Below are 15,758 nucleotides of genomic sequence, written 5' to 3' on the forward strand. Positions count from 1 at the left end.
TTGCTCGCGAAGGTGTGTCAGCTAAAGGGCTGTCGACTGACACACCTTCGCGAGCAAGCTTCGCTCCTACAGGGGAACAACTTTCACAGAGAACTGCCCTTGGGCCGCAGGCCGCTGTCGCTGATACGCGGGCGGTCGGGCTCCGGTTCGGTCAGCGGCTCGCAGACTTGCATCTGCTCAAGGCAACGCTTGGCCAGTTGCTGATATTCACGAGTGCCCGCCTGCTTCCACGACACCTCTTCATCGCTGAGGCTGCGCTTGACGCTGGCCGGCGCGCCCATGATCAGCGACTGCTCGGGACCTTCGAAACCGGCCTTGACGAAGGCCGCCGCCGAGACGAATGAGCGAGCACCGATGCGCGCATTATCCATCACCACCGCATTCATCCCCACCAACGCGTCGGCACCAATCCGGCAGCCGTGCAACACCGCACCATGGCCGATGTGGCCGTTGCGCTCGACCACGGTGTCGCTGTCCGGGAAACCGTGCATCACGCAGGTGTCCTGCAGATTGGCGCCCTCCTCCAGCACGATCCGGCCGAAGTCACCGCGCAGACTCGCCAGCGGACCGACGTAGCAATGGGGACCGATGATCACGTCGCCGATCAGCACGGCGGACGGGTGAACGTAAGCGCTGGGGTCAACCACCGGAGTCAGGCCATCGAGGCTGTAGCAAGTCATGGGGCGTTTCCTTATTAGAGCATTCACAAAGCGATGCCGATGTAGACTAATTTTGTATCACATCACTTTTACATTAACAAAGCACAAAAACCGTATCACTTACAAAGCCACTGGCCCGCCGCGTCTATTTAGACGACAAAACCCCGGCTAAAACCAATAAAACAGGCGCATCCAGCGCTTGATCAAAGCTATTCAAACCACAACCATAAAACCACAAACCCGACGATAGGACACATTAAATCTATTTTTATATTGCATTTACGTATCACGTTATAGGTATACTCCGGCAAAACCGGCCTACGCGCCGATCCAATAATGAGCCGGCATTACAGCCGAGCGTGCACCGTGAGGGCATCCGCCATGCCTCTAACCCTTGCTGTCGAATTCCTCGAACCGGGCGTCCGCCTGATTACGTTGCAGCGTCCGCAAGCGCTGAATGCCCTGACCACCCAATTGCTGGGTGAACTGGCGGACGAACTGACGGCCGCGCAAGCCGATGCCGAGACTCGCGTCGTGGTCCTGACCGGTAGCCGCAAAGCCTTCGCGGCCGGTGCCGACATCAAGGAAATGGCCGAGCGCAATCTGGTCGGCATCCTCGACGACCCGCGCCAGGCGTCGTGGCAAACCATCACCCGCTTCAACAAACCGCTGATCGCCGCCGTCAACGGCTTCGCCCTCGGCGGTGGCTGCGAACTGGCGATGCACGCCGACATCATCATCGCCGGCGAGGACGCACGTTTCGGCCAGCCGGAAATCAACCTCGGGATCATGCCCGGCGCCGGCGGCACCCAACGTTTGCTGCGCGCCGTCGGCAAATCCATGGCCATGCAGATGGTCCTGACCGGTGAGCCGATCGACGCCCGCCAGGCCCAGCGCGCCGGGCTGGTCAGCGAAGTCACCCAACCGGAATTCACCGTCGAGCGTGCGCTGCAGATCGCCCGCAGCATTGCCACGAAAGCACCACTGGCGGTGCGCCTGGCCAAGGAAGCGCTGCTCAAGGCGATGGACACCGACCTCGCCAGCGGCCTGCGTTTCGAGCGCCACGCCTTCACCGTGCTGGCCGGCACCCGCGACCGTGACGAAGGCATCGCGGCCTTTCAGCAAAAGCGCACGCCGACCTTCACTGGCCAGTAATCCGGCCATCGATAACGAATTCGAACGACCTCCCAGAGAACGCCAAGACCATGAACTTCGAACACATCCTGTTTTCCATCGAGGCCGGCGTTGCCCTGCTGAGCCTCAATCGCCCGGACCAACTCAACAGCTTCAACACGCAGATGCACGGCGAAGTGAAGGAAGCGCTCAAGCAGGTTCGGCAGAATCCGGACGTGCGCGTACTGCTGCTGACCGGTGAAGGTCGCGGTTTCTGCGCCGGGCAAGACCTCAGCGACCGCAATGTCGCGCCGGGCAGCGCCGTGCCGGATCTGGGCGAGTCCATCGAGAAGTTCTACAACCCGCTGATCCGCCAATTGCGCGACCTGCCGCTGCCGGTGATCTGCGCGGTCAACGGCGTGGCGGCCGGCGCCGGCGCCAACATTCCACTGGCTTGCGACCTGGTATTGGCAGCGCGTTCGGCGAGCTTCATCCAGGCCTTCTGCAAGATCGGTTTGATCCCGGATTCCGGCGGCACCTGGACCTTGCCGCGCCTGGTCGGCATGGCCCGCGCCAAGGCGCTGGCCTTGCTCGGCAATCGCCTGAGCGCCGAGCAAGCCGAGCAATGGGGGCTGATCTACCGCGTGGTGGATGACGCCGAATTACGCAATGAAGCCCTGACCCTCGCCCGCCATCTGGCCACACAACCGACGTACGGCCTGGCGCTGATCAAGCGCAGCCTCAACGCCAGCCTGAGCAACACCTTCGATGAACAGCTGGAGCTGGAAAAAGACCTGCAACGCCTGGCCGGGCGCAGCGAGGATTACCGTGAAGGCGTCAGCGCGTTCATGGAAAAACGCAGCCCAAGCTTCAAGGGGCGCTGAGTCATGACCGCACTGAACACTAACGCGCGCATCGCGGTGATCGGCGCCGGGGCCATGGGCGCAGGCATTGCCCAGGTCGCGGCGCAGGCCGGTCATCCGGTGTTGCTGCTGGACAATCGCCCCGGCGCTGCGGCGCAGGCCATTGAAGGCATTGATCGACAACTGGGCAAACGGGTCGAGAACGGCAAACTGTCCGCCGAGTCGCGCAGCGCAACGATTGCGCGCCTGCACGCTGTAGAAGCCATCGAAGCGCTGGCCGAGTGCGAGCTGATCATCGAAGCCATCGTCGAAAACCTTGAGGTCAAACGCGCACTCTTTCGCCAACTGGAAGGCATCTGCGGTGAGCACTGCATTCTGGCGAGCAACACCTCGTCGCTGTCGATCACCAGCATCGCCGCGCAACTGAACCACCCGCAACGCTTGCTCGGCTTGCACTTCTTCAACCCGGCGCCGGTCATGGCGCTGGTGGAAATCGTTTCCGGGCTGGCCAGCGATCCGGCGTTGGCCGAGTGTCTGTACGACACCGCCAAAGCCTGGGGCAAAAAACCCGTACATACCCGCTCTACGCCGGGCTTTATCGTCAACCGCGTCGCCCGCCCGTTCTACGCCGAAAGCCTGCGCCTGCTGCAGGAAGGCGCGGCGGATTGCCCGACGCTGGATGCGCTGATGCGCGAGGCCGGTGGTTTTGCGATGGGCGCCTTCGAGCTGACCGACCTGATCGGCCATGACGTCAACTATGCCGTGACCTGCTCGGTGTTTGATGCCTATTACGGGGACACACGTTTCCTGCCTTCGCTGATTCAGAAGGAATTGGTCGACGCCGGGCGCCTGGGTCGCAAAAGCGGCCATGGCTTCTACCGTTATGTGGAAGGCTCCGAGCGACCACAGCCGACCTCTATCAGCAGCGATCACCCGGTTGAAACCTGCGTCGTGGAAGGTGATCTCGGCATCGCCAACGCGTTGATTGCGCGTCTGCGCGAACATCAGATCAACGTCATTCAGCGCGATGGCCAAGGCCTGTTGAAAGTCGGCGATGCCGTGCTGGCGCTTAGCGACGGGCGTATGGCCTGTCAGCGGGCGAAAGAAGACGGGCTGCGCAATCTGATCCTGCTGGACCTGGCCTTCGACTACGGCAAGGCCAGCCGCATCGCCATCAGTTGCTCGGCAGACATCTCCCCTTCGGCACTCGAACACGGCGTCGCACTGCTGCAACGCGCTGGATTCACCGTCAGCCAACTCAGCGACAGCCCCGCGCTCGCAGTGTTGCGCACGGTGGCGATGCTCGCCAACGAAGCCGCCGACGCCGTGCTGCAAGGCGTGGCCTCGGCCGCCGACATCGATCTGGCGATGCGCGCCGGCGTCAATTACCCGCAAGGCCCGCTGGCCTGGGCCGACGCCATTGGCCTCGCGCACATCCTCAACGTGCTGGAAAACCTGCAAACGAGCTACGGCGAACAACGCTATCGACCGTCGCTGCTGTTGCGCCGTCGCGTCGCTGAAGGGAGGACGTTCCATGACTAATCACGAAGCAATGAACCTGGCCAGCAACTGCGCGCAAACGATGTTCAAGCGCGACGCCGCGAGCCAGGCCATGGGCATGCGTCTGCTCTCGGCGGCACCGGGCTGCGCCCGCGTCGGCATGAGCGTGCGCGCCGACATGATTCAGGGCCACGGCACTTGCCACGGCGGTTACCTGTTCGCCCTCGCCGACTCGGCGTTTGCCTTTGCCTGCAACAGCTACAACGAAGCCACCGTGGCCATCGGTTGCAGCATCGACTACATCGCCCCGGCACGCCTGGGCGACACCTTGACCGCCGATTGCACCGAGCAGAGCCGCTCCGGTCGCACCGGCAACTACGACGTGCGGATTGAAAACCAACTGGGCCAGCTGATCGCGCTGTTCCATGGCAAATCCTACAAAGTGCGCGGCGCTGTGCTCGCGCAGGAGACCCCGAATGAATGACGCCTTGATCATCGACGCCGTGCGGACCCCGATCGGCCGCTACGCCGGTGCCTTGAGCAGCGTACGCGCCGACGACCTCGGTGCAGTGCCGTTGCGCGAACTGCTGCGCCGCCACCCGCAGGTCAACTGGAATGCCGTGGATGATGTGATCTACGGTTGCGCCAACCAGGCCGGCGAAGACAACCGCAACGTCGCACGCATGTCGGCGCTGCTGGCCGGCTTGCCGGTCAGCGTGCCGGGGACCACGCTCAACCGTTTGTGCGGTTCCGGGCTGGATGCCATCGGCACCGCAGCGCGGGCGATTCGTTGCGGCGAAGCCGGGCTGATGCTGGTCGGCGGCGTCGAATCGATGTCCCGCGCGCCGCTGGTCATGGGCAAGGCCGAACAGGCCTTCTCCCGGGATGCGCAGGTCTACGACACCACCATCGGCTGGCGCTTCGTCAATCCGCTGATGAAAAAAACCTACGGCATCGACTCGATGCCGGAAACCGCCGAGAACGTCGCCGAGCAGTTCAACATCTCCCGCGCCGACCAGGACGCCTTTGCCCTGCGCAGCCAGCAGCGTGCCGGCGCGGCCCAGGCCAGTGGGCGTCTGGCCAAGGAAATCGTCGCGGTGGAAATCCCGCAGCGCAAAGGCCCGGCCAAAGTCGTCGAGCATGACGAACACCCACGCGGCGACACCACGCTTGAGCAGTTGCAGAAACTCGGCACGCCGTTTCGCGAAGGCGGCAGCGTCACCGCCGGCAATGCCTCCGGGGTCAATGACGGCGCTTGCGCGCTGTTGCTGGCCAGCCCGGCGGTCGCCAAACGCCACGGCCTGAAGGCTCGCGGCCGGGTTGTGGCCATGGCCACTGCCGGCGTCGAGCCTCGCATCATGGGCATCGGCCCGGTGCCAGCGACGCGCAAAGTGCTGGAACTGGCCAACCTGAGCCTCGCCGACATGGACGTGATCGAACTCAATGAAGCCTTCGCCGCGCAAGGCCTGGCGGTGTTGCGAGAACTGGGTTTGAGCGACACCGACCCGCGGGTCAACCCGAATGGCGGCGCCATCGCCCTCGGCCACCCATTGGGCATGAGCGGTGCGCGGCTGGTCACCACCGCCCTGCACGAACTGGAAGAACGTCAGGGCCGCTACGCCTTGTGCACCATGTGCATCGGCGTCGGCCAGGGCATTGCGCTGATCATTGAGCGCTTGTCCGACTAAAGAATCGCGATTCCCGGGGAGCCTAGAGGTATCCTTGGGGCATGCACTCAAAGCCCGGCTGCGGCCGGGCTGAAACACAAAAATAATTCGAGTGAAGTTATGAACATGCCAATTGCCAAAGCCGTGCTTGATCCCGTGCTGGACCCGCTGGAAACCGCCAGCATTGACGAACTCCGTCAGCACCAGCTGGAACGCCTGCGCTGGAGCCTCAACCACGCCTACAAAAATGTGCCGCTGTACCGTCAGCGCTTCGATGCACTGGGCGTGCACCCGGATGACATCAAATCCCTGGAAGACCTGGCGAAGTTTCCGTTCACCACCAAATCCGACCTGCGCGACAACTACCCCTACGGCATGTTTGCCGTGCCGATGCAGGACGTGGTGCGCCTGCACGCGTCCAGCGGCACCACCGGCAAACCGACCGTCGTCGGTTACACGCAGAACGACATCGACACCTGGGCCAACGTGGTCGCGCGCTCGATCCGCGCAGCCGGTGGCCGACGTGGCGACAAAGTGCACATTTCCTATGGCTACGGCCTGTTCACCGGCGGCCTCGGCGCGCACTACGGCGCCGAACGCCTGGGTTGCACGGTAATTCCGATGTCCGGCGGCCAGACTGAAAAGCAAGTGCAACTGATCAAGGATTTCCAGCCGGACATCATCATGGTCACGCCGTCGTACATGCTCAACATCGCCGATGAAATCGAGCGCCAGGGCATCGACCCGCACAAACTGGCCCTGCGCCTGGGCATCTTCGGTGCCGAGCCGTGGACCGGCGAACTGCGCAGCGCCATCGAGAACCGTTTGGGCATCACCGCACTGGACATCTACGGACTCTCGGAAATCATGGGGCCGGGCGTCGCCATGGAATGCGCCGAAACCAAGGACGGGCCGACGATCTGGGAAGACCATTTCTACCCGGAAATCATCGACCCGGTCACCGGTGAAGTGCTGCCGGACGGGCAGATGGGCGAGCTGGTGTTCACGTCCCTGAGCAAGGAAGCCTTGCCGATGATCCGCTACCGCACCCGCGACCTGACGCGCTTGTTGCCGGGGACTGCGCGGCCGATGCGGCGGATCGACAAGATCACCGGGCGTAGCGATGACATGTTGATCATTCGCGGGGTTAACGTGTTTCCGACGCAGATCGAGGAGCAGGTACTGAAAATCAAACAGCTTTCAGAGTGTTATGAGATTCATCTGTATCGCAACGGGAACCTGGACAGCGTGGATGTGCATGTCGAGTTGAAGGCTGAGCACCAGCACTTGAGCGATGAGCAGCAGAGGGCTGTTTGTGGCGAGTTGAGCAAGCACATCAAGACGAATATCGGGATCAGTTCGCGGATTGTTTTGCAGCCTCTGCATTCGATCAAGCGCTCTGAGGGCAAGGCTTGTCACGTAATGGACAAACGCCCGAAAGCATGACTGCTGCACCCTTTAAGCCCCGCTTTTGCGGGGCTTTTTTTTGGTGTGCGCGCACGAATCCTGTGGGAGCGAGCCTGCTCGCGAAGGCTTTATAGGCAGCCCGACTCTCGCGGATGTACACGGTCCTTGTAGGAGCCGGCTTGCCGGCGATGGCTATATGAGGGTGTACATATCCATTCCTGCGGTAACGGCCGCTAATGGTTTCGCCCTTACGGCGAGTCACTTGGAAGAGCCCCAAGTAACCAAGGGCTCTTGCCCCTTTCGTTCGGTGCCTCGCCTAGGCTCGGCATTCCCTCGCTCCGGTCCTGCTCCGTGGGCCCGCCGCCATCGGCCATCCATGGCCGGGGGCGGCTAACCCGGCATCCATGCCGGGTTGCCCACTGCGCAGAACCTCCACTCGGCCTCTCGAGGGGGCGCTCAGATCAAGAGCTGAAGGCGAGCTAACGCTCGGCCTGATGAGTGGTGGAAATCAAAAGCGTATGGGATTCCCTGTAGGAGCCGGCTTGCCGGCGAAAATCGTCTAGGCGACGCGTTCATTCAGGCAGCACGCGTAATCGTTGACGCCCATCGCTGCGATGCGGCGACCCGACAAGCCAGCTCCTACAGGGTCATGTGAACCACAACGAACGAGTCAGAGATTACGCGAGAGCGCTCTTGTGACGACGCGTCTGGCAGTGGCGCGCCTGTCCAGCATGTAGATGTGGTTATCCAGCTCAGGCACCAGTCGTGCTTTGCGCTTGTCGTCGAACTTTCCCACTGTCATTAAATAGATCATCGGCAGCACGATCCCTCCCCACCACTGGCCGGACAGAAAAAAGATGAAAGGCCACGGGATCAACAGAACCGCCAAAATCCACCCGTTGGCGCGCATAGTCGGGATCAATTCCTGGTAGAGAAAATCACTCGATTCCAAGTCGAAACTGAGGGAAAGATTGTGATTGCGCAGAAGCACGGGGTACATGTCTTCCTTGTGTGAACTTCCGGCGTAGATCACGTAAACCTCATGACCTTTGCGTAAATGGAAATCTTCAAAAGCATATTCCAGACGGAGCTCATCGCCTCCCTTCGTTCTGATCCATACCACACGACGGCTCGGCGTATTGCTGATCACCACCCCATGCTCGATGTGAAAATGAATCCTGACCTTACCGAAGGTGAAATCCTGCATGCCCACTCCTTGAAATTCCGTCACCGACGACGAGTCGCCCAGTCGGTAAGCAGCGGATGCTACTAAGGCGCCATCAGGCTGTCCAGAAACCGGACTTGCCCCGTACGTCGAAAGCGATACAAAAAAACATACGACACGATATTTTGTGTTTGATATTAAATTCTGTATCGCTTATAAAGTTCTCCATGCCCTCGATCAGATTCAAGGCGGGAGACCCCCAATGTACGCACAGCTCGTAGAAACCGGCGTTAAGCGCATCAAGGACCTGTCGGAAATGTCCGAACAGGAACGCGCCTTCCAGGAAAAAATCGATTCAGAAATCAAGATCGAAGCGAAAAACTGGATGCCTGATGCCTATCGCCAGACCCTGATCCGGCAGATCTCGCAGCACGCCCACTCGGAAATCGTCGGCATGCTGCCCGAAGGCAACTGGGTCACCCGCGCGCCATCGCTCAAACGCAAACTGCAATTGATGGCCAAGATTCAGGACGAAGCCGGCCACGGCCTGTACCTGTACAGCGCCATGGAAACCCTCGGCGCCGACCGCGACGAAGAAATCGCCAAGCTGCACAGCGGCAAGGCCAAGTACTCGAGCATCTTCAACTACCCGACCTTGAACTGGGCCGACATGGGCGCCGTGGGCTGGCTGGTGGACGGCGCCGCTATCGTCAATCAGGTGGTGTTGCAGCGCACCTCATATGGCCCCTACTCCCGGGCCATGGTGCGCATCTGCAAGGAAGAAAGTTTCCACCAGCGCCAAGGCTACGAAATCCTTTTGACCATGATGCGCCACGGCAATCAGGCGCAAAAAGACATGGTCCAGGACGCGATCAACCGCCTGTGGTGGCCGTCGCTGATGATGTTCGGCCCGAGCGACGAACACTCGCCGAACAGCGCCCAGTCCATGGCCTGGAAAATCAAGCGCCAGAGCAACGACGAACTGCGCCAGCGCTTCATCGACCAGACCATCCCGCAACTCGAATTGCTCGGTTGCACCTGCCCCGATCCGGACCTGAAGTGGAACGCCGAACGCGGCCATTACGACTTCGGTGAAATCCAGTGGAGCGAGTTCTACGAAGTGCTCAAGGGCAACGGCCCGTGCAACCAGGAACGCGTCGCCACTCGCCGCAAAGCCATTGAAGACGGCGCCTGGGTCCGCGAAGCCGCAGTTGCCCACGCCCGCAAAAAACAAAACAAGAACGCCGCCTGATTCGGCCACCTGATCTGGAGACACCGCCATGTCCGAATGGACCCTTTTCGAAGTCTTCGTGCGCAGCAAGCACGGCCTCAACCACAAGCACGTCGGCAGCGTGCATGCCGCCGACACCACCATGGCCATCGAGAACGCGCGTGAGTTGTACACCCGTCGCAGCGAAGGCGTGAGCCTATGGGTCGTGCCGTCGGCACTGATCACCGCCTCGTCGCCGGATGAAAAAGACCCGCTGTTCGACCCGTCGGACGACAAGGTTTATCGCCATGCCAGCTTCTACGAGCTGCCGGCCGAAGTCGGGCACATGTGAGGTCGACCATGAATAACAACACCGATCTGATCGAATACCTGCTGCGCCTCGGCGACAGCGCCCTGATCCAGGGCCAGCGCCTGTGCCAATGGTGCGGCAAGGCGCCGGCGCTGGAAGAAGAACTGGCGCTGATGAATGTCGGCCTCGACCTCGTCGGCCAGGCGCGCAACTGGCTGGAATACGCCGCTGAACTGCTGGGCGACGATCGCGATGCCGATCACCTGGCGTTCCGTCGCGATGAGCGCGCCTATCGCAACCTGCTGCTGGTGGAACAACCCAACGGCGATTACGCGGTGACCATCCTCAAGCAGTTCCTGTATGACGCCTGGCACCTGGAAGTGCTTAAAGGTCTGAGCCAGTCCAGCGATGAGCGCATCGCCGGGATCGCTGCCAAAGCTGTAAAGGAAGTCACCTATCACCTACGCCGTTCCGGCGAGTGGGTCGAGCGTCTGGGCGACGGCACCGAGGAAAGCCACAAGCGCATGCTCGCAGCGATCCCTGAGGTCTGGCGCTTTACCGTGGAACTGATCGCCGCCGATGACAGCGAACAGCGTCTGTGCGAAGCCGGCATCACCCCGGACATCGCCACCGTCGCCGCCGCGTGGCAAGCCAGGGTCAACGAGATTTTCGCCAGCGCCACCCTGCCCGTGCCTGCCGCGCCGAGCTATTTCTACCTGAATGCGCGCAAGGGGCTGCACACCGAACACCTCGGCATCCTGTTGGCGGAGATGCAATTCCTGCCACGAGCGTACCCCGATGCAACCTGGTGAGCTGATCGCCAGCGACCTCGGCGCCCGGCCGGCCCAACCGACCGACCTGGCCGCCGCGTGGGCGACCCTGGCGCAGGTCATGGACCCGGAAGTGCCGGTGGTCAGCGTGGTCGACCTCGGCATCGTGCGCGATCTCGACTGGCAAGCCGGCCACTTGCACGTGGTGGTCACGCCGACCTACTCCGGCTGCCCCGCCACCGAGGTGATTGAAAGCGACATCCGCGATGCGCTGGAGCTTGCCGGCTTCAGGGCACCGCAACTGGAACGCAAATTGACCCCGGCGTGGACCACCGACTGGATCACCGACATCGGCCGCGAACGCCTGCGTGCTTATGGCATCGCGCCGCCGGACGGCAGCACCAGCAAACGCAGCCTGCTCGGCGAAAGTCCGGTGATCGTCTGCCCGCAATGCGGCAGCGCGCACACCGAAGTGCTCAGCGAGTTCGGTTCCACCGCGTGCAAGGCGTTGTACCGCTGCGTCGATTGCCGCGAGCCGTTCGACTATTTCAAGTGCATCTGAGCGGCGATCGGCCGTCCCAGCTGGAGAACAATAATGAGCAAATTTCACAGCCTGACCATCAAGGACGTGCGCGCCGAAACCCGTGACGCGGTGTCCATCGCCTTCGATATTCCGCAGCACCTGCAAGACAGTTTTCACTTCACCCAGGGCCAGCACCTGGTGATGCGCACGCAGATGGATGGCGAAGAAGTGCGTCGTTCGTATTCGATCTGCACCGGCGTCAATGACGGCGAACTGCGCGTCGCGATCAAGCGTGTGGCCGGCGGGCGTTTCTCCGCATTCGCCAATGAGCAGCTCAAGGCCGGGCACAGCCTGGAAGTAATGCCGCCGGCCGGGCGCTTCTGCGTCGAGCTCGACCCACAACGCCACGGTCATTACCTGGCCGTGGCGGCGGGCAGCGGCATCACGCCGATCCTGTCGATCATCAAGACCACCCTGCAAACCGAACCGCACAGCCGCGTCACGCTGCTGTATGGCAACCGCTCAAGTTCCGGCGCGCTGTTCCGTGAACAGCTCGAAGATCTGAAAAACCGCTACTTGCAGCGTCTGAACCTGATCTTCGTGTTCAGTCGCGAGCAGCAGGATGTCGACCTGTACAACGGCCGGATCAACGCTGAGAAATGCGAGCAACTGTTCTCCCGCTGGCTCGATGTCAAAGCCCTCGATGCGGCATTCATCTGTGGCCCGCAGGAGATGACCGAAACCGTGCGCGACAGCCTCAAGGCCAAAGGCATGGCACCGGAGCGCATCCATTTCGAACTGTTCGCCGCCGCTGGCAGCCAGCAAAAACGCGAGGCTCGCGAGGCAGCGCGCCAGGTGGATGCGGCGGTCAGCCAGATCACCGTCATCAGCGACGGCCGCGCGCAGGCCTTCGACCTGCCGCGCAACAGCCAGAGCATCCTCGATGCCGGCAACGCCCAGGGCGCCGAACTGCCTTACTCGTGCAAGGCCGGCGTGTGCTCGACGTGCAAATGCAAGGTCATCGAAGGCGAAGTGGAGATGGACAGCAACCACGCCCTGGAGGACTACGAAGTGGCCGCCGGTTACGTGCTGTCGTGCCAGGCGTATCCGGTCAGCGACAAAGTCATCCTGGATTTCGACCAACTCTGATTATCCGGCAAACACGGAACCTGTAGGAGCGAGGCTTGCCCGCGAAGACTGACCATCAGACGACATCAATGTTGAATCTGCCGGCCTCTTCGCGGGCAAGCCTCGCTCCTACAGGGACCGGGGCGCCCCCGAGAACCTGCTTCACCCCACAACAACAAAAACAACAGAGAGCGTGCCATGACACCCACTGACGTAGAACTCATCCGCCAGCACCCCGATTTCATCCAGCTGGTTCGTCGCAAACAAAACCTGTACTGGTCGCTGTCGCTGATCATGCTGGTGATCTATTTCGGCTTCGTGTTGCTGGTGGCGTTCTCCCCCGCCACCCTCGGCCAGTCCTTGAGCGGCGGCGTGACCTCGGTGGGCATGCTGGTCGGTGTGGTGATCGTGGTATTGGCCTTCGCGCTGACCGGTTTCTACGTCTATCGCGCCAACAACGTGATTGATCCGCTCAACGAAAAGCTGAAACAGGAGTGCGCCCGATGAGCCGGCTCCTGGCGTTGTTCCTGTTGCCGCTGGCAGCGGTCACCGACTTCGCGGTCGCTGCCGACGGCGCGTCCCGCCCATTGAACTGGAACGCCATCGGCATGTTCCTGGTGTTCGTGCTGTTCACCCTCGGCGTCACGCGCTGGGCCGCATTGCGTACCCGCTCCGCCAGCGATTTCTACACCGCCGGCGGCGGCATGACCGGCTTCCAGAACGGCCTGGCGATTGCCGGCGACATGATCTCGGCGGCGTCCTTCCTCGGCATCTCGGCGATGATGTTTCTCAATGGCTACGACGGCTTGCTCTACGCCCTGGGCGTGTTGGCGGGCTGGCCGATCATCCTGTTCCTGATCGCTGAGCGCCTGCGCAACCTCGGCAAATATACGTTCGCCGACGTGGTCTCTTATCGTCTGGAACAAACCCCGGTGCGCCTGACCTCGGCCTTCGGCACCCTGACTGTTGCGTTGATGTACCTGGTGGCGCAGATGGTCGGTGCCGGCAAGCTGATCGAGTTGCTGTTCGGCATCGACTACCTCTACGCGGTGATGCTGGTCGGTGTGTTGATGGTGTTCTACGTGACCTTCGGCGGCATGCTCGCCACCACGTGGGTGCAGATCATCAAAGCGGTGATGCTGTTGTTCGGCACCACGTTCATGGCGTTCATGGTGCTCAAGCATTTCGGTTTCAGCACCGAAGCGATGTTCGCCGGCGCTACTGCCGTGCACGCCAAGGGCAGCGCAATCATGGCGCCTGGTGGCTTGCTGTCGAACCCGATCGATGCGATTTCTCTGGGGCTGGGCATGATGTTCGGCACCGCCGGCCTGCCGCATATCCTGATGCGTTTCTTCACCGTCAGCGATGCCAAGGAAGCGCGTAAAAGCGTGTTCTACGCCACCGGTTTCATCGGTTACTTCTACTTGCTGCTGATCATCGTCGGCTTCGGCGCCATCGTCATGGTCGGCACCGATCCTGCGTTCCGCGATGCCAGCGGCGCGATCATCGGCGGCGGCAACATGATCGCCGTGCACCTGGCACAAGCCGTGGGCGGCAACCTGTTCCTCGGCTTCATCTCGGCAGTCGCGTTCGCCACCATTCTGGCGGTGGTTGCAGGGTTGGCGTTGTCCGGCGCCTCGGCGGTGTCCCACGATTTGTATGCCTGCGTGATGCGCAAGGGCCAGGCCACCGAGCAGCAGGAAATCCGCGTCTCGCGCATAGCCACGCTGTGCATCGGCGTGCTGGCGATCATCCTCGGCCTGCTGTTCGAATCGCAGAACATTGCGTTCCTTTCCGGCCTGGTGCTGGCCATCGCCGCGTCGGTGAATTTCCCGGTGCTGTTCCTTTCGATGTACTGGAAAGGCCTGACCACTCGCGGCGCGGTCACCGGCAGCCTGACGGGGCTGGTCTCGGCGATTGTCCTGCTGGTACTGAGCCCGGCGGTGTGGGTCAACGTGTTGCATCACGACAAGGCGCTGTTCCCGTACTCCAACCCGGCGCTGTTTTCCATGAGCCTCGCGTTTTTCAGTGCCTGGCTGTTTTCGGTCACCGACACCTCGCCGCGAGCGGCCCTTGAGCGCGGCCGCTACCTGGCGCAGTTCATCCGTTCGATGACCGGCATCGGTGCCTCCGGCGCCAGCAAGCACTAATCACGACCGACTGATGGCAGGGAATAAAAACAATGAAGCCCGCACGTTCTGCACCCTACGAATCACTGTTTTCGCTGGCCGCCGCATTGAGCCTGCCCATGGTCGCCCCCAGCGCCATGGCTGACTTCATCAACGACAGCAAGGCCCGCATTGAAATGCGCAACCACTACATCAATCGCGATTTCCGTCAGGACAACGCGGCGCAATCCAAGGCTGAAGAATGGGCGCAGGGTTTCACTGCACGCATCGAGTCCGGGTTCACCGACGGCACTTTAGGCTTCGGTCTCGATGCGTTGGGGGAGCTGGGATTGAAACTCGACTCCAGCCCGGATCGCCGTGGCACCGGGCTGCTGCCTTTCGGTCCGAAAAGCCATGAGCCGGCGGACGAGTTCAGCGAGCTGGGGCTGACCGGCAAGCTGCGGGTATCGAAAAGCGTGTTGAAGCTCGGCACCCTGCAACCCCTGCTGCCCGTGGCGACTTACAACGACACCCGCCTGCTCGGTTCGACCTTTGAGGGCGGTTTGCTGACCAGCCAGGAAATCAGTGGCCTGACGCTGAATACCGGGCGCCTGACCAAGGCCAACCTGCGGGATTCCTCCAGCAACGATGACATCGGTTACGCCGCCGCCAGCAGTGATCACTTCGACTTTGCCGGCGGCAGCTACGCGTTCAGTCCGCAACTGAACCTGAGCTACTACTACGGCAAGCTCGATCAGATTTATCGCCAGCAATTTGTCGGGTTGGTGCATACCCAGCCGCTGGGCAACGGTTTCAATCTGCGCAGCGACTTGCGCTATTTCGACAGCCGGGGCGACGGCGCCGAACGCGCCGGGCGCATCGACAACCGCAACTTCAACAGCATGTTCACTGTGTCCCACGGTGCCCACAAGGTCAGCGCCACGTACCAGCAGTTGTCCGGCGACAGCGCCTTTCCGTTCCTCAACGGCGGCGATCCGTACGTGGTCAACCTGGTGACCTTCAACACCTACACCCGGGCCGACGAGGACTCCTGGCAGTTGCGTTACGACTACGACTTCGCGGCGCAAGGCATTCCCGGCCTGACCTTCATGACCCGCTACACCGACGGTCGCCACGTCAAGGCCGGCACCGTCGACAACGGCCGTGAGCGCGAGCGCGACACCGACATCAGTTACGTCATCCAGAGCGGCGTGTTCAAGGACGTCAGCCTGCGCTGGCGCAACGTGACCTTCCGCTCCGGCAATGGCCTGAACACCGCCCTCGATGAAAACCGGCTGATCGTCGGTTACACCGTGGCGCTTTGGTAATCCCTGA

At 61.8% G+C, this 15,758-nt stretch carries 16 protein-coding genes; 14 read left to right on the forward strand and 2 right to left on the reverse strand.

All coding sequences use genetic code 11. The features are described 5' to 3' along the window. Positions 1 to 83 precede the first annotated feature (83 nt). Entirely contained in the window at positions 84 to 680 is a 597-nt protein-coding gene (gene paaY / locus KGA97_RS21955; protein WP_008038299.1) for a phenylacetic acid degradation protein PaaY, read from the reverse strand. Between the two features lie 360 nt (positions 681 to 1,040). On the opposite strand from paaY, the gene paaF reads away from it, so the two are divergent. The 6 genes from paaF to paaK all read left to right on the forward strand — a co-directional run bounded on the left by paaF (position 1,041) and on the right by paaK (position 7,248). After that, entirely contained in the window at positions 1,041 to 1,814 is a 774-nt protein-coding gene (paaF, locus tag KGA97_RS21960; RefSeq protein WP_223435374.1) for a 2,3-dehydroadipyl-CoA hydratase PaaF, read from the forward strand. A 50-nt stretch (positions 1,815 to 1,864) separates the two neighbouring features. Beyond that, entirely contained in the window at positions 1,865 to 2,656 is a 792-nt protein-coding gene (gene paaG, locus KGA97_RS21965) for a 2-(1,2-epoxy-1,2-dihydrophenyl)acetyl-CoA isomerase PaaG (RefSeq protein ID WP_008038297.1), read from the forward strand. A 3-nt stretch (positions 2,657 to 2,659) separates the two neighbouring features. Then, positions 2,660 to 4,177, forward strand: a complete 1,518-nt coding sequence (gene paaH / locus KGA97_RS21970; protein WP_223481490.1) for a 3-hydroxyacyl-CoA dehydrogenase PaaH — start codon at positions 2,660 to 2,662, stop codon at positions 4,175 to 4,177. Continuing rightward, positions 4,170 to 4,619 carry a hydroxyphenylacetyl-CoA thioesterase PaaI gene (gene paaI, locus KGA97_RS21975; RefSeq protein ID WP_008025274.1) on the forward strand — a complete coding sequence of 150 codons (450 nt, stop codon included), beginning with the start codon at positions 4,170 to 4,172 and terminating at the stop codon, positions 4,617 to 4,619. Before paaH ends, paaI begins: the two co-directional genes overlap by 8 nt. Then, positions 4,612 to 5,823 carry a 3-oxoadipyl-CoA thiolase gene (gene pcaF / locus KGA97_RS21980; protein ID WP_192228902.1) on the forward strand — a complete coding sequence of 404 codons (1,212 nt, stop codon included), beginning with the start codon at positions 4,612 to 4,614 and terminating at the stop codon, positions 5,821 to 5,823. The genes paaI and pcaF overlap by 8 nt, the downstream gene beginning before the upstream one ends. Positions 5,824 to 5,922: 99 nt before the next feature. After that, entirely contained in the window at positions 5,923 to 7,248 is a 1,326-nt protein-coding gene (gene paaK / locus KGA97_RS21985) for a phenylacetate--CoA ligase PaaK (protein WP_223481491.1), read from the forward strand. A gap of 631 nt (positions 7,249 to 7,879) precedes the next feature. On the opposite strand, the gene KGA97_RS21990 is transcribed toward paaK, so the two are convergent. Beyond that, on the reverse strand, positions 7,880 to 8,416 hold the full coding sequence (locus KGA97_RS21990) for a hypothetical protein (protein ID WP_008044130.1): 537 nt from the start codon (positions 8,414 to 8,416) through the stop codon (positions 7,880 to 7,882). Positions 8,417 to 8,636: 220 nt separating this feature from the next. On the opposite strand from KGA97_RS21990, the gene paaA reads away from it, so the two are divergent. The 8 genes from paaA (at position 8,637) to KGA97_RS22030 (ending at position 15,751) form a co-directional block, all read left to right on the forward strand. Beyond that, positions 8,637 to 9,626, forward strand: coding sequence for a 1,2-phenylacetyl-CoA epoxidase subunit PaaA (paaA, locus tag KGA97_RS21995; protein WP_008032385.1), 990 nt, complete (start codon positions 8,637 to 8,639; stop codon positions 9,624 to 9,626). Between the two features lie 28 nt (positions 9,627 to 9,654). Further along, a complete protein-coding gene (paaB, locus tag KGA97_RS22000; RefSeq protein ID WP_007943393.1) occupies positions 9,655 to 9,936 on the forward strand; it encodes a 1,2-phenylacetyl-CoA epoxidase subunit PaaB in 282 nt (93 codons plus the stop codon). A gap of 8 nt (positions 9,937 to 9,944) precedes the next feature. Next, on the forward strand, positions 9,945 to 10,706 hold the full coding sequence (paaC, locus tag KGA97_RS22005; protein ID WP_223449779.1) for a 1,2-phenylacetyl-CoA epoxidase subunit PaaC: 762 nt from the start codon (positions 9,945 to 9,947) through the stop codon (positions 10,704 to 10,706). After that, positions 10,693 to 11,226, forward strand: a complete 534-nt coding sequence (gene paaD / locus KGA97_RS22010) for a 1,2-phenylacetyl-CoA epoxidase subunit PaaD (RefSeq protein WP_008032381.1) — start codon at positions 10,693 to 10,695, stop codon at positions 11,224 to 11,226. The genes paaC and paaD overlap by 14 nt, the downstream gene beginning before the upstream one ends. Positions 11,227 to 11,259: 33 nt before the next feature. Beyond that, positions 11,260 to 12,336, forward strand: coding sequence for a 1,2-phenylacetyl-CoA epoxidase subunit PaaE (gene paaE, locus KGA97_RS22015; RefSeq protein ID WP_223481492.1), 1,077 nt, complete (start codon positions 11,260 to 11,262; stop codon positions 12,334 to 12,336). A gap of 177 nt (positions 12,337 to 12,513) precedes the next feature. Next, positions 12,514 to 12,822 (forward strand): DUF485 domain-containing protein, encoded by a 309-nt coding sequence (locus tag KGA97_RS22020; RefSeq protein WP_008032377.1) that lies wholly within the window; start codon positions 12,514 to 12,516, stop codon positions 12,820 to 12,822. Next, complete coding sequence (locus tag KGA97_RS22025) at positions 12,819 to 14,465, forward strand: cation acetate symporter (protein ID WP_008032374.1); 1,647 nt, start codon at positions 12,819 to 12,821, stop codon at positions 14,463 to 14,465. Before KGA97_RS22020 ends, KGA97_RS22025 begins: the two co-directional genes overlap by 4 nt. A gap of 32 nt (positions 14,466 to 14,497) precedes the next feature. Next, positions 14,498 to 15,751, forward strand: coding sequence for an OprD family porin (locus KGA97_RS22030; protein ID WP_223481493.1), 1,254 nt, complete (start codon positions 14,498 to 14,500; stop codon positions 15,749 to 15,751). Positions 15,752 to 15,758 lie beyond the last annotated feature (7 nt).

The organism is Pseudomonas sp. BF-B-15 (assembly GCF_019946675.1).
In the GTDB taxonomy this organism is placed as follows: domain Bacteria; phylum Pseudomonadota; class Gammaproteobacteria; order Pseudomonadales; family Pseudomonadaceae; genus Aquipseudomonas; species Aquipseudomonas migulae.